We start from the raw sequence: 22,051 nt of genomic DNA on the forward strand, positions 1-22,051 counted from the left end.
CGGCGGCGCTCGCGTCAGACCACGAAGCCCAGCAGCGGCCCGAGCACGGCCAGCGCAGCGAGCACGGCGGCCGCGCCCGTCGCGGCCTCGTCGCGGTCCCAGGCGCCGACCGGGGTGTCCGCGGCGCGGTCGCCGTCGCGGCGGTCCGGACCGGCCAGGCCGGTCTCCCGCTCCCAGCGACGGGTGACCATCGTGGCGCAGGCGCTGGTCTGGTGCCGGGCGCGCGCCATGCCGGTGGGCGCCGGGGCGGCCCACGCGTCGTACCGGCCGTCGGCCGTGACCAGGCGCAGGCCGTAGCGCCCGTCGACGAGCAGCAGGCTCGACCAGGGCACGCGGACGGAGCGGAGCGGGTTGCGCACCTCGACGCCGTCGTCGTCCACGCTCACGTGGGGGCGCCAGTAGCCGAGGTAGCCGACCAGTCCGACCAGCGCGACGCCGCCGGTGTAGCGCAGCAGGGCGTCCGGGCCCCCGGTGACGACCAGCAGCACGACCATGACCACGGCCAGCGCGACGAGCGTCCCGCCCAGCGCGCGGGCGAAGCCCGGCCGGTAGACCTGGACGTACGGGGTGGGGCCGCCGCTCCCGGCGCCGGCTCCCGCGGTGGGACTCGTCATGACCGCAGCCTCGCAGACCGCCGAACCACCGTGGAAGGTGCCCAGTGACCAGCCTCGACCAGCCCCGGGACGACGCCGCGGGCCGCCCGCCCGTCCTCGAGGTCACCGACCTGACCGTCGAGTTCTTCGTCGACGACCAGTGGATCCCGGCCGCCCAGGACGTCTCCTACGCGGTCGCGCCGGGCGAGGTGCTGGCGATCGTCGGCGAGTCCGGGTCGGGCAAGACCCAGTCGTCGATGTCGCTGCTCGGGCTGCTCCCGCCGAACGGCCGGGCCCGGGGGAGCGCGAAGCTCAACGGGCGCGAGGTGCTCGGCCTGCGCGGCAGCGCCCAGCGCAAGGTGCGCGGCAAGGAGATCGCCGTGATCTTCCAGGAGCCGATGACCGCGCTGAACCCCGTCTACCCGATCGGCTTCCAGATCGTCGAGGCGCTTCGCTCGCACTTCTCGATGTCCCCGTCGGCAGCGCGCGAGCGGGCGCTCGAGCTGCTGCGCCTCGTCGAGATCCCCGAGCCCGAGCGTCGCTTCGACGCGTTCCCCCACCAGCTCTCCGGTGGTCAGCGCCAACGCGCGATGATCGCGCAGGCGCTGTCCTGCGAGCCCACGCTGCTGGTCGCCGACGAGCCGACGACGGCGCTCGACGTGACGGTGCAGGCGGAGATCCTCAAGCTGATCACCGACCTGAAGGACCGGATCGACTCGGGCATCGTCATCATCACGCACGACATGGGCGTGGTCGCCGACATGGCCGACCGGATGATCGTCATGAAGGACGGCCGCGTCGTCGAGCGCGGCGCCACCACCGACGTGTTCACGCGCCCGCAGCACCCCTACACCCAGCAGCTCCTGGCGGCGGTGCCCCACTTCGGGCGCCACACCAGCACCGTGGTGACCGAGAAGGACCGCACCGTCGTCGACGGCGTGGCCCTCGGCGCCCCGGTGCTCGAGCTCGAGGACCTGGTGCTGGAGTACCCCAAGCGCGGGTCGCAGCCGGTGTTCCGCGCCGTCGACGGGGTCTCGTTCAGCATCGCCAAGGGCGAGGTCGTCGGCCTCGTCGGCGAGTCGGGCTCGGGCAAGACCACGATCGGACGCGCAGCCGTCGGCCTGCTGCCGGTCGCGGGCGGCAGCCTGCGGGTCGACGGGGTCGACATGGCGAGCGCCCGCAAGCGCGACCTCGCGGACCTGCGCCGCCGCGTCGGCATCGTCTTCCAGGACCCGGGCTCCTCGCTCAACCCGCGCATCCCGGTGGGGGAGTCGATCGGTGAGCCGCTGCGCCTGCACACGGGCGTGCGGGGAACCGAGCTCAGCCGCCGGGTCGAGGCGCTGCTGGACCAGGTGCACCTGCCGCGGGCCATGCGCAACCGCTACCCCCACGAGCTGTCGGGCGGCCAGCGCCAGCGCGTCGGCATCGCCCGGGCGCTGGCGCTCGAGCCGCAGCTGCTGGTCGCCGACGAGCCCACCTCGGCGCTCGACGTGTCGGTGCAGGCGCGCGTGCTCGACCTGTTCCAGGAGCTGCAGCGCGAGTACGGCTTCGGCTGCCTCTTCATCAGCCACGACCTCGCGGTCGTGGAGATGCTGGCCTCGCGGATCGCCGTGATGCACCACGGCAAGCTCGTCGAGCTCGGCACGAGCGCGCAGATCTGCACCGCGCCGCGGGAGGCCTACACGCAGCGGCTGGTGGCCGCCGTACCCGTGCCGGACCCCGCGGAGCAGCGCGCCCGCCGCGAGCGCCGCGACGCCCTGCTCGAGGCGCAGGAGCCGGCCAGCTGACCGGCACGACCGGCCGGTCGGCGCTGCCCGGGAGCCGTGCGGGGCGATTTCCCCCGCGGCTCCCGGGTCTGGCATCATGGCCGGTCGAGTCGTGCGGACCGCGGACCCTCTCACCCGCGTGCCGACCGCCCATCGGGGCAGGAGAACGGGTCCCCACCCCGGAACCGAGCCCCATCCACACTGATTTTCGAGGAGACACCACCCACCGTGGCCGTCAAGATCCGTTTGAAGCGCCTGGGCAAGATCCGGGTCCCGCAGTACCGCATCGTCGTCGTCGACTCGCGCAAGAAGCGCGACGGCAAGGTGATCGAGGAGATCGGCAAGTACCACCCCAAGGAGGAGCCCTCGTTCATCGAGGTCACCACCGACCGGGCGCAGTACTGGCTGGGCGTCGGCGCGCAGCCGTCGGAGGCCGTCGAGGCCATCCTGAAGATCACCGGCGACTGGCAGAAGTTCAAGGGCCTCCCGGGCGAGGAGGGCACGCTGAAGGTGGCGGCCCCCAAGGCCGACAAGCTCGAGATCTTCAACCAGGCCCTCAAGGACGCGCAGAGCGAGCCCAAGGGTGACGCGGTGACGAAGAAGTCGGCCAAGAAGTCGGCGGACAAGCCGGCCGAGGCGGCCGAGACGCCCGCCGAGGAGCCGGCCGCGGAGCCCGCCGAGGCGCCCGCCGCCGACGCGCAGGCCGAGACCGCCGAGGCCTGATCGCGATGCTGGCCGATGCGCTCGAGCACCTGGTGCGCGGGGTGGTCGCCCACCCCGACGACGTGTCCGTGCAGGACAAGCAGCTGCGCCGCGGCTCGGTCCTCGAGGTGCGGGTGCACCCCGAGGACCTGGGCAAGGTGATCGGCCGCAACGGCCGCACCGCCACGGCGTTCCGCACCGTGGTCGGCGCGCTCGCCGGTCGCGGTGGTGCGCGCATCGACTTCGTGGACGTGGACCGACGCCGCTGAGCGTCCCCACCTCGCCCCGACGGGCGTCGTCCTCCGGCTGCGGCCGGGGAGCGGCGCCCGTCGTGCGTTTCGCGGGCGGGTGCGGCGCGCCGTACCCTCACCCCTCGTGAGCAGCAGCGTGGAGGTCCTCGTCGGCCGGGTCGGCAAGCCCCACGGCATCCGGGGCGACGTCACCGTCGACGTCCGCACCGACGAGCCCGACCGCCGGTTCGCCCCCGGCGCCCGCCTGCGCGTGGAGGCCCCGCGCGGCGCCACGGCCCCGGTGGCCGAGCTGGAGGTCGCCAGCACCAAGTGGCACCAGGGCGTGCTGCTCGTGCGCTTCGCCGGCGTCGCCGACCGCACCCAGGCCGAGGCCGTGCGCGGCCTCCTCCTGCACGTCACCCTCGACGAGGACGAGCAGCCCGAGGACCCCGAGGAGTTCTACGACCACCAGCTCGTGGGGCTCGCGGTGCACGACCTCGCAGGCGAGCGCATCGGCGAGGTGACGCAGGTGCTGCACGGCGCGGCCCAGGACATCCTCGGCGTCCGCACCCCCGACGGACGCGACGCCCTGGTGCCCTTCGTCGCCGCGCTCGTGCCCGAGGTCGACCTCGCCGCCGGGCGGGTCGTCGTCGCGGACCGGCCCGGTCTCGTCGCCCCGTTCCCCGACGAGGCCGAGGCCTGAGACGTGCGGATCGACGTCGTCTCGATCTTCCCCGACTACCTGCGCGCGCTCGACCTGTCCCTGCCGGGCCGGGCGCAGCGCAGCGGCCTGCTGGACCTGCGCGTGCACGACCTGCGCGACTGGACCCACGACCGCCACCGCACCGTGGACGACACCCCGTACGGCGGGGGTGCGGGCATGGTGATGCGGCCCGAGCCGTGGGGTGAGGCGCTCGACGACCTCGACGTCGCCGGGGCGACCCTGCTGGTGCCGACGCCGTCGGGCGAGGTGTTCCGGCAGTCGGTGGCGGCGGAGCTGGCCGGCCGCGAGCGGCTCGTCATCGCCTGCGGGCGCTACGAGGGCATCGACGCCCGCGTCGTGCAGCACGCGGCCGCCGCGGGCGCACAGGTGCGCGAGGTGTCCCTGGGCGACTACGTGCTCAACGGCGGCGAGGTCGCGGCACTGGCGGTCGTCGAGGCGGTCGTGCGGCTGCTCCCCGGCTTCATGGGCAACCCCGACTCGCTCGTCGAGGAGTCCCACGGCGACGAGGGGCTGCTGGAGTACCCCGTCTACACCAAGCCCGCCACCTGGCGGGGGTACGACGTGCCCCCCGTCCTGCTCAGCGGCGACCACGCGGCCATCGCCCGCTGGCGGCGCGCCGAGGCCGAGCGGCGCACCGCCGAGCGGCGCCCCGACCTGCTGGCCCCCGCGGCGCTCGCGTTCGACGGCGAGGACCTCCCGGTCGTGCCGGCGACCCCGGCGGACGCGGGCGAGCTGTGGACCCTGACGCGCGCCTGCTGGCTGGGCGAGCTGCAGGACAACCCGGGCGTGCACATCCCTGCGACCACCGAGTCCCTCGACGACGTGCTCGCGTCGCTGGGGGAGTGGCACACCGTCGTGGTGCGCGCGTCGGGCCGGCTCGTCGGCTCGGTGCGCGGGCGTCGCGAGGGCGACGCCTGGCACGTGGGACGGCTCATGGTCGCCCCCGACCTCGCGGGCCGCGGCCTCGGCCGCCGCCTCCTGGGGTACGCCGAGCAGCTGGCCGCGCCGCTGGTCGCCTCGGGCGAGGTGACGGCGTACCGGTTGCAGACGGGGGCCGGGAGCGGGCGCAACCTGCGGATGTACCGCCGTGCCGGCTACCGCGCGGTGGGCCTCGGCGACCCCGGGGCGGTGCTGCTCGAGAAGCGGGCCCCTCGCGCCTGAGCGGTTCCTGAGACCCCGGTGACGGGCGTGTGTCCCCGGATGTCACACACCCGGCGAGGGTGTTACGCCGCCGAAACATGCGCGCGGCCTCGGTGCAACACGACCTCGGAAGCATCACGCAGCGTCGTGCTGGCGGCAACGGTGCCCGCCCGCCCGCTCTCTCCCGAGACAGAACAACGAGGTAGTGATGTCGACCGAACTCGCGTGGACCCTGATCTGTACGGCCCTGGTGCTCTTCATGACCCCCGGGCTCGCGTTCTTCTACGGCGGCCTGGTGAAGGCCAAGAGCGTCGTCTCCATGATGATGCTCAGCTTCGGCGCCATGGGCGTCGTCTGGGTCCTGTGGATCCTCGTCGGTGCGGGTGGCGTCGGCGCCATCTCCGACGGTGGCATCACCAAGTTCTTCGGCGACCCCTTCCAGGACGTCGGCCTGCTGGACGCCACCAAGGCCACGGACGGCTCGCTGGCCACGGCGGCCTTCGGCGGCACGTTCGCGGTCATCACCATCGCGCTCATCTCTGGCGCCATCGCCGACCGCGCCCGCTTCTGGCCCTGGATGATCTTCGCCGGGCTCTTCGCGGTCTTCGCCTACTTCCCGGTCCAGGCCTGGGTGTTCAACCCCGACAACGGCTGGATCTACAACTTCGGCGAGACCGGCACGCTGGACTGGGCCGGCGGCACCGCGGTGCACCAGAACGCCGGCGCCGCTGCCCTCGCCCTGGCGCTCGTGCTTGGCCGCCGCAAGGTCGGCTTCACCAAGGAGGAGGCCGTGCCGCACAACGTGCCCCTCGTGCTCATCGGCGCCGCGATCCTGTGGTTCGGCTGGTTCGGCTTCAACGCCGGTGTCTTCGGCGCCGACGAGGGCCAGACGAGCCTCATCATCCTCAACACCATCGCCGCCCCGGCGGCCGCGATGATCGGCTTCATCGTCGTCGAGCAGTTCCGCGACGGGAAGTCGACCGCGGTCGGTGCCGCCTCGGGCATCGTGGCCGGCCTCGTGGCCATCACCCCGGCCTGCGCCCACATCACGCCCGTCTGGGCCATGGTGCTCGGGCTCGTCGCCGGTGCCGTCTGCGCCTTCGCGATCGACCTCAAGTACAAGCTCGGCTTCGACGACAGCCTCGACGTCGTGGGTCTGCACCTCGTCGCCGGCTTCATCGGCTGCATCTGGCTCGGCATCTTCGCCTTCGACCCCGAGACCGGCCTCGCGTACGGCGGTGGTCCCGAGCAGCTCGTCGCGCAGCTCGTCTCCTCGGTCGCCGTCATCGCCTACTCGTTCGTGGTCGCCTTCGTCATCGGCATGCTCATCGAGAAGACGATCGGCTTCCGCGTGAAGGAGGAGGACGAGGTCGCCGGCGTCGACCTGCAGCACGGCGAGGCGTACGCGTTCGACTGATCGCCCCCAGCTCGACGGCCGCGGTGGGGCGCGGTCGTCGACCACCCCACGGAGGCCCGTCCCGGATTCGCCCGGGGCGGGCCTCCTGTGCGAACATGCCTGGTCGCGACGCGCGGACGCTTCTGCCACAGGGGAACCGTCGACCGCCGTCGCACCCATTCGGAACCGACCCACCGCGGCTGACCTGTGGCACTCGCGAGGAGATCATCATGACCAACGTCATCAGCCAGCTCGAGCTGGCCGCCAAGCGCGACGACATCCCGGCCTTCCGCGCCGGTGACACCGTCAAGGTCCACGTCAAGGTCGTCGAGGGCAACCGCTCCCGCGTCCAGGTGTTCCAGGGCGTCGTCATCCGCGTGCAGGGCTCCGGCATCGGCCGCACGTTCACCGTCCGCAAGGTGTCGTTCGGCGTGGGCGTCGAGCGCACCTTCCCGCTGCACTCCCCGATCTTCGAGAAGATCGAGGTCGTGACCCGCGGTGACGTGCGTCGCGCGAAGCTCTACTACCTGCGCAACCTCCGCGGCAAGGCCGCCAAGATCAAGGAGCGCCGCGACGCCTGAGGCGACCGGCCACCGCCCCTCGCCGAGGGGCGCCCCACGGGTGGCTAGTCTCCTCCCGTGACGTCCGACGACCGCGAGTCCGCCGCCCCTCTCGACGAGGGGCCGGGCCCGCGGTCGTCGTCGTCCGGGGCCCCCACGGGTGCTGACGGGAGCGAGGCCGGCGGGGCGACCGCGGTCGCCGAGGCCGAGGGCGGGCGCCGCTCGTCGCGGCGGCGGCGCAAGCAGCTGCCGCTGTGGCAGGAGACGGCGCTGCTCCTCGTGGTCGCGCTGGTGCTCGCGTACGTCATCAAGGCCTTCTTCCTCCAGGCCTTCTACATCCCGTCGGTCTCGATGGTCCCCGGGCTGCAGGTCGACGACCGGATCGTGGTGCAGAAGGTCTCCTACTGGGGCGGCAACGGCCCGCAGCGGGGGGACGTCGTGGTCTTCGAGGACCCGGGGGAGTGGCTGGGCCCGACGACGGCGGGGGGCCCGTCCAACCCCGCCGCGCAGGTGCTGGCCCGCATCGGTCTCTACCCGAGCGGCGGCCACCTGGTGAAGCGGGTCATCGGTCTCGAGGGTGACGTCGTCGCGTGCTGCGACGAGCAGGGCCGCATCACGGTCAACGGCCAGCCGCTGGACGAGCCTTACCTGGCGGACGGCCTGCAGTGCAACGGCCCCGAGCTCGACGCCGAGGTGTGCACCCGGGTCGCGGCCGGCGAGGTCGGCTGGGAGACCGGGCCGATCCCCGAGGGCCACATGTTCGTGATGGGCGACAACCGGGCCCAGTCGGAGGACTCCGCCGCCCGGCTGTGCCCGCCGAACGACACCAACGCCTGCTCGCCGACGCGCGCCTTCGTCGACACCGACCTGGTCGTCGGCAAGGTGCTCGCCGTCGTCTGGCCGCGCCAGCACTGGGACCGCCTCACCCGGCCCGAGACGTTCGCGTCGGTCCCCGACCCCGACTGACCCGTGGTGGTGGGCGAGGCGTGACGCAGCTCCCCAAGGGCTCGACCGTCCGGCGCGACGCGGGCCTGTACGGCTACGAGCGCGCGCTGCGGCGCGTGGGTCTCGAGCACGTCGCGGGCACCGACGAGGCCGGGCGGGGCGCCTGCGCCGGCCCCCTGGTGGCGGCCGCCGCGATCCTCCCGGCCGGGCGGGCGGGCGTCGTACCGGGGTTGGCGGACTCCAAGCTCCTCACGGCCCGGGCCCGCGAGCGGGCGTACGACGAGGTCGTGCGCCGGGCGCTCGCCTGGTCGGTCGTGGTCGTCGACGCCGAGGAGTGCGACCGCCTCGGCATGCACGTCGCCAACGTCCAGGCGCTGCGCCGGTCGGTGGCGCGGCTGGGGGTGCGTCCGTCGTACGTGCTGAGCGACGGGTTCCCCGTCGACGGGCTGCCGGCACCGGGCCTCGCCGTGTGGAAGGGCGACCGCGTCGCGGCCTGCGTGGCGGCGGCCTCGGTGCTGGCCAAGGTGACCCGCGACCGGATCATGTGCGGGATGCACGAGCGGTGGCCCGGGTACCGCTTCGACGTGCACAAGGGCTACATCACCGACCTGCACACCGAGCGGCTCGAGGCGCACGGGCCGTCGCCGGTGCACCGGATGCGGTTCGTCAACGTCCGCCGTGCCGCCGGGCTCGAACCGTCGCTAGGCTCGCCCGGGGCGGCGCCGCCCGACGGCGGCGACCCCGCCGTACCGGGGGACGCGCAGCCCGACGTGCCCGCCGAGCAGGAGGAGTCGCCATGAGCACCGAGGACCTCGAGCGCTACGAGGCCGAGATGGAGCTCACGCTCTACCGTGAGTACCGCGACGTGGTGAAGATCTTCAAGTACGTCGTGGAGACCGACCGCCGGTTCTACCTGTGCAACAAGGTGGACGTGCGGGCGCGCAGCGAGCACGGCGAGGTGTTCTTCGACGTGACGATGACCGATGCGTGGGTGTGGGACATGTACCGCCCCGCCCGCTTCGCCAAGAACGTCAAGGTCCTGACGTTCAAGGACGTCAACGTCGAGGAGCTGGCGGCCAGCGACCTCGAGCCACCCAAGGGCTGAGACCCCGGCGGCAAAATCTCGGGCCTCCCGGGAGGTCGGCTCCGCAAACGCCGGACAGCCGCGCTCCGGCGGTCCTAACCTTCCGCCAGAGGGGAGACGTGCGTCCCCGGATCGAGGCGGAGACAGATGGGTGCAACGACGAACGCGGCGCGACGGCGCGGCGGGCGCGCCGGCCGTGACCAGCGGGGCGCGGCCGCCGTGGAGTTCGCCCTCGTGCTGCCGATCCTGCTGCTGCTCGTGTTCGGGATCATCGCGTACGGCTACATGCTCAGCTTCCGCGGCTCCATGAGCCAGGCGGCGGCCGAGGGCGCCCGGGCTGCCGCGGTCCACCAGGCCGGGTCGGGCGGGTCCGCGCAGGAGTCGGCCCGCGCCGCCCTGAACGAGGCCCTCGGGGTGTACGGCGTCAGCTGCACCCCCACCGGGGCGTTGCAGCGCCGCGGGGACACGGCGGGCTCGTGCGACGTCTCGGCGCCCACGAACTGCGGGTCGGGCTCGCCGCAGCCCCAGTGCGTCACCGTGCGTCTCACCTACGACTACGAGGACCGCCCCCTCATCCCGCTGCCCTTCGTCGGCGGCGTCATGCCCGACGAGATCGAGTACGCCGCCTCCGCGCGGGTGAGCTGAGTGTCCGGCGCCGACCGGCGACGGGTCGCCCGTGACCAGCGGGGCGCCGTGGCGGTGATGGTCGCCGCGCTGATGACGTTGCTCCTCGTGGTCGCGGCCCTGGCCGTCGACATCGGCATGCAGCGGGTCGCCCGCCGCGACATGCAGGCGCTCGCCGACGTGGTCGCCCTGGACATCGCCCGCGAGCTGCGGGGCCGCACGCTCGCCGACGTCGTCGCGCCCTCACCCGCGGGCGCGCCGGCGCTGCGCTCCGCCCTGCGCACCTCGCTCGAGCGCAACGAGGACACCCTGGGCGCCGCCCCCGAGGTCGAGATCCAGATCGGCAGCCACGTGCCCGGCGTCGGGTTCCAGCCGTTCACCGACTGGACCGACCCGGCCAGCGGGTCCTTCGCGTACGACGCCGCCCACGCGGACGCCGTGCCCGACGCGGTGCGGGTCCGCGCCGGGACGACGGTCCAGTACTCCTTCGCGCCGGGGGACGGCGGCGCCCGGCGTGCGGCGCTCGCCGTGAAGACCGACCCGTCGGCCTGCTTCAAGATCGGCACGTTCCTGGCGGGCGTGGACTCCGGCAGCTCCTGGCTCCTCGCCCCCGTGCTCGGTGACCTGCTCGGCGGCTCCGTCGACCTCACCGCCGTCGGCTACCAGGGCCTGGCCGACGCCGAGGTGTCGCTCCTCGACATGCTCGTCGCGCTCGGTCTCTCGGCGGGCGACCTCGACCGTCTCCTGTCCACCGAGCTCGACGCGCTGGGTCTGCTGCAGCTCACCGCCGACGCACTGGAGGCCCGGGGGGACCTCGCCGGCGTGGGCCTCGACGCAGGGGCGACCGCCGCTCTCGGGGTGCTCGACACCCTCGTGACGGCGGTGGTGGCGGGCGGGGTCGACGTGGCCGTCCCCACCGGCCAGCGCATCACGGTCGGTGACCTCGTCCAGGTCGCCACGGGTGCGGGTGGGGCCGCCCTGACGACGGGCCTGAACGTCTTCGACCTGGTCACGGCGGGTCTGCTCGTGTCGGGGGGCACCGGGTTCGTCGACCTCGACCTGGCGGCACCCGTGCCGGGCCTGGTCGACCCCACGGTGCGGCTGAGCATGATCACGCCGCCGAGGCCCGGGTGCGGTGTCCCGGCGGGCGGCACCGCGGCGGCCGCGACCGCGACCAGCTCGGCCGTCGCCCTCGAGGTCGGAGCCGATCTGGAGGCCCTGGGCAGTCTCGACCTGAACCTCCTGGACATCGTGCGGCTGCGGGGCCGCGCCGACCCGCTGTCGCTCGACATCGGCGTCGCCGAGGCCAGGGCGACCCTCCACGGTGTGCGGTGCGGTTCGCCCGACAGCCTGCAGCTCGCCGTCGAGGGGGGCGCCGTCACGGTCTCGGGCCACCTCGGGCTCGAGCTGTCGGGTTCGGTCGGTCTCGGGACCCTGCTCGACGGGCTGGGTCTCACCGCCCTCCTGGACCGCCTGCTGCTCGGCCTCGTCGGTGGGCTGCTCGGGCTCGGCGACGTGAACGTCACGGTGGGGGCCGAGGTCGACCTCACCCTCGCCCGTGCGCCGCTCACCGGGGGGACGACGTACGACGTCGAGGTCCCGTCCGAGCCGGGCCGGGAGATCGCGGTACCCATCCGCTCGGACGGCCTGAACCTGTCGAGCCTGCGCATCGAGCCCACGGTCGCGGTGTCCGTCACGTCCGGCCGCCTGAACGCGGCCGACCGGGCTGCGGTGACCGCCGACCTGCAGGCAGAGCTGGCACCGCTGCTCACCTCGCTCGTCCGCACGGCGCTCGGGCCCGTCGACGCGCTGGTGAACGACGTGCTGGCACCGATGCTGGGGCTCGAGGTCTTCGGCATCGACGCCTACGGGATCCCGACCCCCAGCTGCGAGGGCCTCGCGCTGCGCGGTTGAGACGTCCTCGGTCGAGACGTCCTCCACAGGTCGGCGGGGGGCGGGGTGCGGTGACGCCGCCGATCGCGCAGGCTCGGGGGGTGAGGCCGTCATGAGCACACCGCGGGGGAGTCGTCACCTCGGCCTGGGCCGGTACGGCGAGGACGTGGCCGCGCGCCACCTCGTCGAGGCCGGGATGGTCGTCCTGGACCGCAACTGGCGCTGCGAGCTCGGTGAGATCGACCTGGTGCTGCGCGACGGCGCCGTCCTCGTCGTCTGCGAGGTCAAGACCCGCTCCTCGGACGCCTACGGCTCGCCGTTCGAGGCCGTCACGGCGACGAAGCTGCACCGCCTGCGCCGGCTGGGCGCGCGGTGGGTCGCCGAGCACGACGTGCGGGCCCGGCACGTCCGCATCGACGTGGTCGGGGTGCTGCGCCCCCGGACGGGCCCCGGATCGGTCGAGCACGTCGCCGGCGTCGGCTGAGCCCCCAGGGCGGCCCAGACCACTTCCCGTCCCCAACCCCGGCGGCGTCGCCGGCCCTCCACAGCGGCGGGGCACGTCGTACCGCGGCCGGCGGCCCGGGCCCAGGCTCGGGGGTGGAGGTGACCCATGAGTCCAGAAGCCACACCCGCGCCGAGGGCCGACTGATGCCCGTCGCGACGACCCAGACGATCGCCCTGCAGGGGGCGGTCGGCCACCTGATCGACATCCAGGTCGACGTGTCCCCGGGCCTGGTGACGACCGTGCTGGTCGGGCGACCCGACGCCGCGTTGAGCGAGGCCCGCGACCGGTGCCGGACGGCGGTGTCGAACTCGGGCTTCCAGTGGCCCACCACGCGGCGCACCACGATCCTGCTGTCGCCCGCCGACCTGCCGAAGCGCGGCACGCACTTCGACCTCGCGATCGCCGTGGGCGTGCTCGCGGCGTCGGTGGACACGGCGAAGGAGACCCCGATCCCGACCGACGACGCGGTGCTCATCGGCGAGCTCACCCTCGAGGGGCGGTTGCGGCCGGTCCCCGGGGTGCTGCCGATGGTGATGGCGGCGGCGTCCCGGGGCGTGCGCCGGGTGTTCGTGCCCGAGCCGCAGGCCGCGGAGGCCGCCCTGGTGCCCGGGATGGCGGTCCTGGGTGTGCGTTCGCTCGCCCAGGTCGTCGCCGAGCTGCGCGGCGTCGAGGTGCCCGAGGCGCCGCCCGTCGCGGCCGACTCGACGAGCCACCTGCTGGCCTGGCGCGGCCAGGAGCGCCTCGAGGAGGGCGACATGGCCGATCTCGTCGGGGTGCCCGAGGCCCTGTTCGCCGCCGAGGTCGCTGCCGCGGGCGGTCACCACCTGCTGCTCACCGGCCCGAAGGGCGCCGGCAAGACCTCCCTGGCCGAGCGGATCCCCGGCATCCTCCCCGACCTGGAGGCCGACGAGGCGCTCGAGCTGACGGCCATCCACTCCCTCGCCGGGGCGCTGCCGCCGGCGGGCGGGCTGTTCCGGCGCCCGCCGTACTTCGCCCCCCACCACAACGCGAGCGCGGCGAGCCTGCTCGGCGGCGGCACCGGCCGCGTGCGGCCCGGCGAGATCAGTCGGGCGCACGGCGGCGTGCTCTTCCTCGACGAGTTCCCGCTGTTCAACGCCGACGTCGTCGAGGCGCTGCGCCAGCCGTTGGAGAGCGGCGAGGTCACCATCGCCCGCGGCGAGGAGTCGGCGACGTTCCCGGCCCGGGGGATGGTCGTGCTCGCCGCCAACCCGTGCCCGTGCGGCGAGGCCGGGAGCGGCACCGCGGCGACCACGTGCCGCTGCGAGCCCCACCGGCTGCGCACCTACGAGCGCAAGCTGGGCGGTCCGCTGGCCGACCGCATCGACATCGTCCGGCGCCTCGAGCCGCCGTCGCCGCACAGCGCGACGGACCCGTTCGCACGTCGGGACAGCACCGCGGTGGTGCGCGAGCGGGTCACGGCGGCCCGGCAGCGGCAGCGCCGGCGGTACGCCGGCACGAGCTGGCGCCTCAACGCGCACGCCCCCGCCCCGGCCCTGCGGGAGTCCTGGCCCCTCGACGAGCCGTCGCGGGCCCTGCTCGAGGGCGCGGTGGTGGCGGGTGCGCTCACGCGGCGGGGTGCGACCCGGGTGCACCGCCTGGCCTGGACGGTGGCCGATCTCGCGGGCCTCGACCGCCCGGGGCCGGGCGAGGTCGAGACGGCCCTCCAGCTGCGCACCGGTGGCCCGCTGCGCCTGGCCGTGGTGGAGGGCGTCGGATGAGCGTGGACGACGCGGAGCGGATCGCCCGGGTCGCGCTGAGCCACCTCGCCGAGCCCGGCGACCCCCGCCTGCTGCGGCTGGCGCGCACGATGGGGGCGGTCGAGCTGTACGACGCGCTCCTCGCCGAGCGGGACCTCGACGGCACGCTGAGCGACGTCGCCACCCGGCTCGCGGGGGTGCGGCCCGAGCGCCGGCTCGAGCAGGCGCTGCGCCAGGGCGTCCGGTTCGTGGTGCCGGGCGACGAGGAGTGGCCCGCGCCGCTCGACGACCTCGCCGACCACGCCGCCCTGCACCGCCGGGCCGAGGTGCCCGTCGGGCTGTGGGTGCGCGGTCCGCTGCGCCTCGACCGCACCCGGCACTCGGTCGCCGTGGTGGGCTCGCGGGCGGCCACGACGTACGGCGGCACCGTCGCCGCCGACCTCGGGGCCGACCTCGCGACGAACGGGTGGTGCACGGTCTCGGGCGCCGCCTTCGGCGTCGACCAGGCGGCGCACCGCGGCGCCCTCGCCGCCGGTGGCGACACCGTCGCGGTCCTCGCCTGCGGCGTGGACCGGGCCTATCCCTCCGCGCACGAGGCGCTGCTCGAGGTGATCGGCGACCGCGGGGCGATCGTGTCCGAGGCGCCGCTCGGCGGGGCGCCGACGCGCATCCGCTTCCTCGCCCGCAACCGCCTCATCGCCGCCCTCTCTCGGGGCACGGTGGTGGTCGAGGCCGCCGTGCGCAGCGGCGCCCTCAACACGGCGGGGTGGGCCGAGCGGCTCAACCGGGTCGTGATGGGCGTCCCCGGGCCGGTGACGAGCGGCCTCTCCCAGGGCGTCCACGAGCTGATCCGCACCCGCGCGGGTCTGCTCGTCACGAGCGGCGCGGACGTCCGGGAGGTCACCGGCGACGCCGGCGACGCACTCCTGCCACCGCTGCGCGAGGCGCCCCGCATCCGCGACGGGCTCACCGGTCGCCAGCAGCAGGTGCTCGACGCGGTGCCCGTGGTGCGCGGAGCAACCACCCAGGCCGTGGCCCGCACGGCGGGCATCGCCGTCGACGTCACCGAGCGCGAGCTGTGGGTCCTGCGCCGCGAGGGGCTGGTCGAGGAGGGCGGCACGGGCTGGCGCCTGGCGCGACGCGCGATCGCGTGACCGGTCGACGCGGCGGGCCGAGCCGGGTGGCCGGCCGGGTGGCCGGCCGGGTGGCCGAGCCGGGTGGCCGGCCGGGTGGCCGAGCCGGGTGGCCGAGCCGGGTGGCCGGCCGCGTGGCCGGCCGCGTGGTCGACGGGGCCGGCCGCGTGGCGTCCGGACCCGGGGGAGCGCCGTTCCTAGACTCGCCGGGTGACCTCGCCCCGCGCCACGGACGTTGCGCCCCCAGGCTCGGCACAGCCTGCCGACGGGGGTGCCGCGGCGGGTGCCGGGGAGCCTGCTGCGGGCGGCCGACAGCCCGCCGGGGAGCACCTCTCGGAGGGGTTCGCCCGTCTGCTGGGGCAGTACGAGGTCCACCTGCGGCACGAGCGCGACCTCACCGAGCACACCGTGCGGGCCTACCTGGGTGACGTGGCCGCGCTGCTCGAGCACGCCGGGCGCGCGGGGATCGATCGCGCCGAGGACCTCGACCTCCGGGTGCTCCGCAGCTGGCTGGCCCGGCAGCAGAGCACCGGCCGCGCCCGCACGACCATCGGCCGCCGGGCGACCGCGGCCCGCGTGTTCACGGCCTGGCTCGCCCGCACGGGGCGTGCCCCGGCCGACGTCGGCGCATCCCTGGCGTCACCGCGGCCGCACCGCACGCTGCCCGCCGTGCTGACGCAGGACGAGGCGCGGGCCCTGCTGGACGCCGCCGCCCGGCACGCCCTGGCCCCTGCGCGTGACGCCGGCGGCGACGCGGGCGGCGCCGACGCCGACGCCGACGCGGGCCACGCGGGCGGTGCAGACGGCGCCGCGTTCGAGGGTGACGCCGTCGCCCGCGCCGTGGCCGTCCGTGACGTGGCGGTCCTCGAGCTGCTCTATGCGACCGGGATCCGTGTCGGCGAGCTGACCGCGCTGGACCTCGACGCGCCCGACCCGGGACGACGGGTGCTGCGGGTGCTGGGCAAGGGCCGCAAGGAGCGCTCCGTCCCCTACGGCGTCCCGGCCGCCCGTGCGCTCGACGCGTGGCTGGCGGTGCGAGGGGTCCTCGCCACGGAACGCTCCGGGCGGGCGCTCCTGCTCGGTGCCCGCGGGGGACGGATCGACCCGCGCACGGTCCGCACGACCGTCCACCGGCGGATCGCCGCGGTGCCGGACGCCCCGGACATCGCCCCGCACGGTCTGCGCCACTCGGCGGCCACCCACCTGCTCGAGGGCGGCGCCGACCTCCGGACCGTCCAGGAGCTGCTCGGCCACTCGTCCCTGGCGACCACCCAGATCTACACGCACGTGAGCGCCGACCGGCTGCGCGCGGCGTACCGGCAGGCGCACCCCCGCGCCTAGACGCCACCCGCGCGCCTAGACGCCACCCGCGCGCCTAGACGCCACCCCGCGCCTAGGCGCCATCCGCGCGCCGGCCGGGCCCTCCTCACCCGCCCAGCGCCGCCCCGACCGCGAGCGCCGCCGACCGCCACGTCGCGAGCACCGCCGGGCGGGCCGCGGGCGGGGACCAGCCGTCGTACGGTCGGCGCACCCCGGCCTCGGCCGGACGGGCGAGGCCGTCGAGCGGCACCAGCCGCACCGGCCCGGCACCGACGAGGAGCAACGGGTCGAGGTAGGTGTCGCCCTCCCGCCAGCCCCAGTGCAGGCAGGCGCGCGGGCGGCAGTGCGACCCGGCCGCCACGAGCGTGCCGAGCGGTGCCCCCGCAGCGACCTCGTCGCCGACCGCGACGCTCGCGGTCACCGGCTCGTACGTCGTGCGGGTCGCGCCGTGGTCGACCACGACCACGCCGCGCCCCGCCAGCGGCCCCGCGAAGGACACCCGACCGGGCAACGCGGCCACCACCGTCTGGCCCGGGCGCCCGAGGAGGTCCACCCCGCGGTGACCGGCGCCGTACGGGTTCTCGGGCGGGTCGAAGGTGCGGACGACCTCGGGCTGCGGTGCCAGCGGCCAGGTGCCGACCGGCACCGGGTCGGGGGCGGCGAGGGCCGGGGCGGTGGACGGCGTCGCCAGCACCGTCAGCGCCGCGACCACCAGCACGACGACCGCGGGACAGGGGCGGGTACGGCGGCTGCGGGGCCGGGGGAGGATGCTCACCGCGCCACTCTCCGACGGACCGTGCCGGCCGGTGGCGAGGTCTCCGTCCGCTGTGGACGGGCGCCCCGACGGGCCGGCCTGGGGACGGGTACCGGCTCGGACCGGCTCGATTGGCCCCCGCCGTCGTGCCGCACTACGCTGTGCCGCGCAGCCCTTCGTGGGTTGACTTCGCACGCTCGCAGTCCGTGGCGCCATCCCGTGGCCGTCGCGGGTGCGGTCCTCAGTCCGGCCGTCGGCCGGTCCGGCCGCGCGCGGGCGTCAGGGCGACCGGCACCCGCCGGCCGCGACAACTGGGAATCGATCAGGAGCTCCGCTCCCGGTCCGCACCTCACGGCGCCCGCGCCGTGCCAAGGGCGGGCGGCACGGGTGCGTCTCCCGGAGAAGAGAACATCATGGCAGTCGTGACCATGCGCCAGCTCCTCGAGAGCGGCGTCCACTTCGGGCACCAGACCCGTCGCTGGAACCCCAAGATGAAGCGGTTCATCCTCACGGACCGCAACGGCATCTACATCATCGACCTGCAGCAGTCGCTGGCCTACATCGACCGCTCCTACGCCTTCGTCAAGGAGACGGTGGCCAAGGGCGGCACGATCATGTTCGTCGGCACCAAGAAGCAGGCGCAGGAGGCGATCGCCGAGCAGGCGCGCCGCGTCGGCATGCCCTACGTGAACCAGCGGTGGCTGGGCGGCATGCTCACCAACTTCCAGACCGTGCACCAGCGGATCAACCGCCTCAAGGAGCTCGACGAGCTCGACTTCGACAACGTGGCCGGTTCCGGTCGCACGAAGAAGGAGCTGCTGCAGCTCAAGCGCGAGCGCGACAAGCTCGACAAGACGCTCGGCGGCATCCGCGAGATGAGCCGCACCCCCTCCGCGGTGTGGATCGTCGACACGAACAAGGAGCACCTGGCGGTCGAGGAGGCGCGCAAGCTGCGCATCCCGATCATCGGCATCCTCGACTCCAACTGCGACCCCGACGAGGTCGACTTCCCGATCCCGGGCAACGACGACGCGATCCGCGCCGTCGGCCTGCTGACCCGCGTCGTCGCCGACGCCGTCGCCGAGGGCCTCATCGAGCGCTCCGGTGGCAAGTCGGGCGACGCCGCGGCCGCGCAGGAGCCGCTGGCCGAGTGGGAGCGCGAGCTGCTGACGGGTGAGGCCGAGCAGGCCGCCGTCGCCGCCACCGGCGGCGAGGCGGGCGACGTCCCGGCGGGCGAGTCCACCGGCGCCTCCTCCGAGGGTGCCGCATCCGACGCCGCTGCCGAGGCCGCCCCGGCCGACGCCGCCCCGTCGGAGGCTGCGACCGCCGAGGCCGCGACCGAGGCTGCGACCGAGGCCCCCGAGGCCGAGGCCGCTCCCTCCGAGGCCTGAGCCTCTCCAGCACCGGTGCGCCGGGCCCGCGGACGTCTCGTCTGCGGGCCCGGCGCGCCGTGGGACCACCTACCGACCCCCAGGAAGCCAGAGGAAGAAGAGACCATGGCCAGCTTCTCTGCCGCTGACGTCAAGAAGCTCCGCGAGCTCACCGCCGCGGGCATGATGGACTGCAAGAAGGCACTGACCGAGACCGACGGCGACTTCGACAAGGCCGTCGAGCTGCTCCGCGTCAAGGGTGCCGCCAAGGCCGCCGCGCGCGGCGCCGAGCGCGAGACCGCCGCCGGTCTCGTCGCGACCTCGGGCACCGCCCTCGTCGAGCTCAAGAGCGAGACGGACTTCGTCGCGAAGGGTGACGACTTCGTCGCCGCCGCCCAGCAGATCGCCGACGCCGCCGCCGAGGCCAAGCCGGCCGACGCCGAGGCGCTCAAGGCCGTCCAGGTCGGCGACCAGACGGTCGGCGAGCTCGTCGAGGCCCTCGCCGTGAAGATCGGCGAGAAGATCGAGCTCGGCCAGGTGGCCGTGTTCGACGGCCCCGTCGTCGTCTACCTGCACCGCCGCTCCGCCGACCTGCCGCCCGCCGTCGGCGTGCTGGTCGAGTACACCGGCGACGCCGAGGCCGCCCGTGGCGCTGCCATGCAGGCCGCCGCGATGCGCCCGCAGTACCTGACGCGCGACGAGGTCCCCGCGGACGTCGTGGCCAAGGAGCGGGAGATCGCCCAGGCCCAGGCGCAGGAGGAGGGCAAGCCCGAGCAGGTCGCGGCGAAGATCGCCGAGGGTCGCCTCAACTCCTTCTTCAAGGACGTCGTGCTCCTCGAGCAGCCGTCGGTCACGGAGAACAAGAAGTCGGTCAAGCAGGTCCTCGAGGCCGCCGGCACGAGCGTCACGCGCTTCGCGCGCTTCGAGGTCGGCGCCTGAGGCCCTCCGGCCAGTAGGGTTGGGCCGCTGCCCCGGCAGCGACCCGACCCGGCGGGGACCTCCCCGCCACCGCACGAAGGAGGCCGGTCCGTGTGACGTGGAGCGATCCCGCCGTCACGGGCCGGCCTTCGTCGTGCCCGGCGCCTCCGCGTCCCCGGCCGTCGGGCCGGGGAGCGCGCGGCGTCCGCCCGCACGTCGTCCGATCGAAGGGAACCCCGTGACCACCGCCTACCGTCGTGTCCTGCTCAAGCTCTCCGGCGAGGTCTTCGGCGGGGGGAGCGTGGGCGTCGACCCCGACGTCGTGCAGAAGATCGCCCAGGAGGTCGCGGCCGTCGCCAACGCCGGCGTCCAGGTGGCCGTGGTGACGGGTGGGGGCAACTTCTTCCGCGGCGCGGAGCTGCAGCAGCGCGGCATGGACCGGGTCCGTGCCGACTACATGGGCATGCTCGGCATCGTCATGAACTGCCTCGCTCTGCAGGACTTCCTGGAGAAGATGGGCGTCGACACGCGCGTGCAGACCGCCATCACGATGGGCCAGGTCGCGGAGCCCTACATCCCGCGCCGCGCGATCCGGCACATGGAGAAGGGTCGCGTCGTCATCTTCGGCGCCGGCATGGGCATGCCGTTCTTCTCCACCGACACGGTGGCGGTGCAGCGCGCGCTCGAGTCCAAGTGCGACGTCGTGCTGGTGGCGAAGAGCGGCGTCGACGGGGTCTACTCCGACGACCCGCGCACCAACCCCGACGCGGTCAAGCTCGACGCGGTCACCTACAAGGAGGCCATCAGCCGCGGGCTGCGCATCATGGACCAGACGGCGTTCGCCCTGTGCGGCGAGAACAAGCTGCCGATGGTCGTGTTCGGCATGGAGCCCGAGGGCAACATCCTCCGGGTCGTGAAGGGTGAGAGGATCGGCACGCTCGTCAGTGCCGAGAGCTGATCGCTCCCCCCACCGACGCCCCCGACGAGACGCCGCTCGACCGGCGTCCCTGCAACGACGAAGGAGCCCGCAGTGATCAACGACGTCCTCAACGAGGCCGATGCCAAGATGGACAAGTCGGTCGAGGCGACCCGCGAGGATTTCGCCGCGATCCGCGCCGGCCGCGCGCACCCGAACATGTTCAGCAAGATCCTCGTCGACTACTACGGGTCGCCGACGCCGCTGCAGCAGCTGGCGTCGTTCACCGCCCCCGAGGCGCGGGTCATCCTGATCCAGCCCTACGACCTGGGCGCGATGGGTGCCATCGAGCGCTCCATCCGTGACTCCGACCTAGGCGTGAACCCGTCGAACGACGGCCGCATGCTGCGCTGCGTCTTCCCCGAGCTGACCGAGGAGCGCCGCAAGGAGTTCATCAAGGTCGCCCGCACCAAGGCCGAGGAGGGTCGCGTCGCGGTCCGCAACCTGCGCCGCACGGCGAAGCAGGGCCTCGAGCGCCTCGAGAAGGACGGCGAGGTCGGCCAGGACGACGTCACCGGCGCCGAGAAGCGGCTCGACGGCCTCACCAAGAAGCACGTCGAAGCGATCGACGAGATGCTGAAGTCGAAGGAGTCCGAGCTGCTCGAGGTCTGAGCAGCAGGGACGACGACCCGTGACCACCACCCCTCCCACGACGCCGCCGGTCAAGGACCACGGCCGGGCCGGACGCAACCTCCCGGCCGCGGTCGCGTCCGCGATCCTGCTGCTCGCTGCCATCGCGGCGTCGCTGGCGGTCTACAAGACGGCGTTCATGCTCATCGTGGCCGCCGCCGTCGTCGTGGCGGTGTGGGAGCTGCGGCGCGGCTTCCTCGCGAAGGACATCGACCTGCCGGAGCAGCCGCTCATGCTGGGCGGCGTCGTAATGGTCGTCGTGGCCTACTTCTTCGGCCCCCCGGCCCTGGTGACGGCGACCGCGGTCACCGCGCTGGCCATCATGCTGTGGCTGCTCCACCGGGGGGTCGACGGCTACGTCCGCAACGCGTCCGCTGCGGTGTTCGCGCTCATCTACGTGCCGTTCCTGGGCTCGTTCGTGGCGCTGCTCCTCGCCGAGGGCGGGGCGACGGACTTCGAGTCGTTCGACGACGGCGTGCGCGGCGTCATCGCGTTCGTGGTCGTCACCATCGCCTCGGACATCGGCGGGTACGTCGCGGGCGTGCTGTTCGGCAAGCACCCCATGGCCCCCGTCATCTCGCCGAAGAAGTCGTGGGAGGGCTTCGCCGGCTCGGCCGTCTTCTGCGTGGTCGCCGGGCTCGTGCTCGTCGAGTACCTCCTCGAGGGCGACTGGTGGGTGGGCATCTTCCTCGGGCTCATCACGGTCGTCATGGCCACGCTGGGCGACCTGTGCGAGTCGGTCATCAAGCGCGACCTGGGGCTCAAGGACATGAGCCAGGTCGTCCCCGGCCACGGCGGGCTCATGGACCGGCTCGACTCCCTCCTGGCCACGGTCGCCCCGATCTGGCTGCTCCTGCACTACCTGGTCTTCTGAGTCACCCCGTCGTGCGTGGAGAGGTCGCCTGATGCGAGGCAAGTGGGTCACGGCGGCGCTCGCCGCCGGTGCGGCGACGTACGTCGCGGGTCGGGCGCGCCGCGCAGCGGTGCCGACCGGTGCGCCGGCCGGTGCACCCGCCCCGCCCCCGGGTACGACGCCCCCCGCCGCCGCGCCGGCCCCCGTGCCCGCCCCC

Annotated in this window: 23 protein-coding genes; 21 read left to right on the forward strand and 2 right to left on the reverse strand. The window is 74.3% G+C overall.

The window, feature by feature from the left end; all coding sequences use genetic code 11:
- Window positions 1-14: 14 nt before the first annotated feature.
- On the reverse strand, window positions 15-614 hold the full coding sequence (locus tag KK617_RS12230) for a PH domain-containing protein (RefSeq protein ID WP_277500312.1): 600 nt from the start codon (window positions 612-614) through the stop codon (window positions 15-17).
- A gap of 44 nt (window positions 615-658) precedes the next feature.
- On the opposite strand from KK617_RS12230, the gene KK617_RS12235 reads away from it, so the two are divergent.
- The 16 genes from KK617_RS12235 to KK617_RS12310 all read left to right on the forward strand — a co-directional run bounded on the left by KK617_RS12235 (window position 659) and on the right by KK617_RS12310 (window position 16,354).
- A complete protein-coding gene (locus KK617_RS12235; protein ID WP_277500313.1) occupies window positions 659-2,380 on the forward strand; it encodes an ABC transporter ATP-binding protein in 1,722 nt (573 codons plus the stop codon).
- Between the two features lie 207 nt (window positions 2,381-2,587).
- Window positions 2,588-3,082, forward strand: coding sequence for a 30S ribosomal protein S16 (gene rpsP / locus KK617_RS12240; RefSeq protein ID WP_277500315.1), 495 nt, complete (start codon window positions 2,588-2,590; stop codon window positions 3,080-3,082).
- Window positions 3,083-3,087: 5 nt separating this feature from the next.
- Window positions 3,088-3,330: an RNA-binding protein gene (locus KK617_RS12245; protein ID WP_277500316.1), complete on the forward strand. Its 243-nt coding sequence runs from the start codon at window positions 3,088-3,090 to the stop codon at window positions 3,328-3,330.
- Window positions 3,331-3,436: 106 nt separating this feature from the next.
- Complete coding sequence (gene rimM / locus KK617_RS12250; protein WP_277500317.1) at window positions 3,437-3,994, forward strand: ribosome maturation factor RimM; 558 nt, start codon at window positions 3,437-3,439, stop codon at window positions 3,992-3,994.
- Between the two features lie 3 nt (window positions 3,995-3,997).
- Window positions 3,998-5,176 (forward strand): tRNA (guanosine(37)-N1)-methyltransferase TrmD, encoded by a 1,179-nt coding sequence (gene trmD / locus KK617_RS12255; RefSeq protein WP_277500318.1) that lies wholly within the window; start codon window positions 3,998-4,000, stop codon window positions 5,174-5,176.
- A 187-nt stretch (window positions 5,177-5,363) separates the two neighbouring features.
- On the forward strand, window positions 5,364-6,572 hold the full coding sequence (locus KK617_RS12260; protein WP_277500319.1) for an ammonium transporter: 1,209 nt from the start codon (window positions 5,364-5,366) through the stop codon (window positions 6,570-6,572).
- A 209-nt stretch (window positions 6,573-6,781) separates the two neighbouring features.
- Window positions 6,782-7,132, forward strand: a complete 351-nt coding sequence (gene rplS, locus KK617_RS12265) for a 50S ribosomal protein L19 (protein WP_277500320.1) — start codon at window positions 6,782-6,784, stop codon at window positions 7,130-7,132.
- Between the two features lie 57 nt (window positions 7,133-7,189).
- On the forward strand, window positions 7,190-8,077 hold the full coding sequence (gene lepB, locus KK617_RS12270) for a signal peptidase I (RefSeq protein WP_277500321.1): 888 nt from the start codon (window positions 7,190-7,192) through the stop codon (window positions 8,075-8,077).
- A gap of 20 nt (window positions 8,078-8,097) precedes the next feature.
- Complete coding sequence (locus tag KK617_RS12275) at window positions 8,098-8,856, forward strand: ribonuclease HII (protein WP_277500322.1); 759 nt, start codon at window positions 8,098-8,100, stop codon at window positions 8,854-8,856.
- Window positions 8,853-9,161, forward strand: coding sequence for a DUF2469 domain-containing protein (locus KK617_RS12280; RefSeq protein ID WP_277500323.1), 309 nt, complete (start codon window positions 8,853-8,855; stop codon window positions 9,159-9,161). Before KK617_RS12275 ends, KK617_RS12280 begins: the two co-directional genes overlap by 4 nt.
- A 126-nt stretch (window positions 9,162-9,287) precedes the next feature.
- On the forward strand, window positions 9,288-9,785 hold the full coding sequence (locus KK617_RS12285; RefSeq protein ID WP_277500324.1) for a TadE/TadG family type IV pilus assembly protein: 498 nt from the start codon (window positions 9,288-9,290) through the stop codon (window positions 9,783-9,785).
- Window positions 9,786-11,678: a pilus assembly protein TadG-related protein gene (locus tag KK617_RS12290; protein WP_277500325.1), complete on the forward strand. Its 1,893-nt coding sequence runs from the start codon at window positions 9,786-9,788 to the stop codon at window positions 11,676-11,678.
- 91 nt (window positions 11,679-11,769) lie between these two features.
- Window positions 11,770-12,141 carry a YraN family protein gene (locus KK617_RS12295; RefSeq protein WP_277500326.1) on the forward strand — a complete coding sequence of 124 codons (372 nt, stop codon included), beginning with the start codon at window positions 11,770-11,772 and terminating at the stop codon, window positions 12,139-12,141.
- Window positions 12,142-12,305: 164 nt separating this feature from the next.
- Window positions 12,306-13,901: a YifB family Mg chelatase-like AAA ATPase gene (locus KK617_RS12300; RefSeq protein WP_277500327.1), complete on the forward strand. Its 1,596-nt coding sequence runs from the start codon at window positions 12,306-12,308 to the stop codon at window positions 13,899-13,901.
- Complete coding sequence (gene dprA / locus KK617_RS12305; RefSeq protein WP_277500329.1) at window positions 13,898-15,034, forward strand: DNA-processing protein DprA; 1,137 nt, start codon at window positions 13,898-13,900, stop codon at window positions 15,032-15,034. The genes KK617_RS12300 and dprA overlap by 4 nt, the downstream gene beginning before the upstream one ends.
- A gap of 330 nt (window positions 15,035-15,364) precedes the next feature.
- Window positions 15,365-16,354, forward strand: coding sequence for a tyrosine recombinase XerC (locus KK617_RS12310; RefSeq protein ID WP_277500336.1), 990 nt, complete (start codon window positions 15,365-15,367; stop codon window positions 16,352-16,354).
- An 85-nt stretch (window positions 16,355-16,439) separates the two neighbouring features.
- Here KK617_RS12310 and KK617_RS12315 read toward each other — a convergent pair whose 3' ends face one another.
- Entirely contained in the window at window positions 16,440-17,108 is a 669-nt protein-coding gene (locus tag KK617_RS12315) for a M23 family metallopeptidase (protein WP_277500331.1), read from the reverse strand.
- Between the two features lie 392 nt (window positions 17,109-17,500).
- On the opposite strand from KK617_RS12315, the gene rpsB reads away from it, so the two are divergent.
- The 5 genes from rpsB (at window position 17,501) to KK617_RS12340 (ending at window position 21,855) form a co-directional block, all read left to right on the forward strand.
- Window positions 17,501-18,478, forward strand: coding sequence for a 30S ribosomal protein S2 (gene rpsB, locus KK617_RS12320; RefSeq protein WP_277500332.1), 978 nt, complete (start codon window positions 17,501-17,503; stop codon window positions 18,476-18,478).
- A 105-nt stretch (window positions 18,479-18,583) separates the two neighbouring features.
- The gene (gene tsf, locus KK617_RS12325; RefSeq protein WP_277500333.1) at window positions 18,584-19,396 is read left to right on the forward strand and encodes a translation elongation factor Ts; all 813 of its coding nucleotides are present in this window, start codon (window positions 18,584-18,586) and stop codon (window positions 19,394-19,396) included.
- A 217-nt stretch (window positions 19,397-19,613) separates the two neighbouring features.
- Window positions 19,614-20,333, forward strand: coding sequence for a UMP kinase (gene pyrH / locus KK617_RS12330; protein WP_277500334.1), 720 nt, complete (start codon window positions 19,614-19,616; stop codon window positions 20,331-20,333).
- 75 nt (window positions 20,334-20,408) lie between these two features.
- The gene (gene frr / locus KK617_RS12335) at window positions 20,409-20,963 is read left to right on the forward strand and encodes a ribosome recycling factor (protein ID WP_277500337.1); all 555 of its coding nucleotides are present in this window, start codon (window positions 20,409-20,411) and stop codon (window positions 20,961-20,963) included.
- Window positions 20,964-20,982: 19 nt separating this feature from the next.
- Window positions 20,983-21,855, forward strand: a complete 873-nt coding sequence (locus tag KK617_RS12340) for a phosphatidate cytidylyltransferase (RefSeq protein WP_277500335.1) — start codon at window positions 20,983-20,985, stop codon at window positions 21,853-21,855.
- The last annotated feature ends 196 nt before the right edge of the window (window positions 21,856-22,051 follow it).

Source organism: Nocardioides sp. ChNu-99, assembly GCF_029493445.1.
GTDB lineage: Bacteria > Actinomycetota > Actinomycetes > Propionibacteriales > Nocardioidaceae > Nocardioides.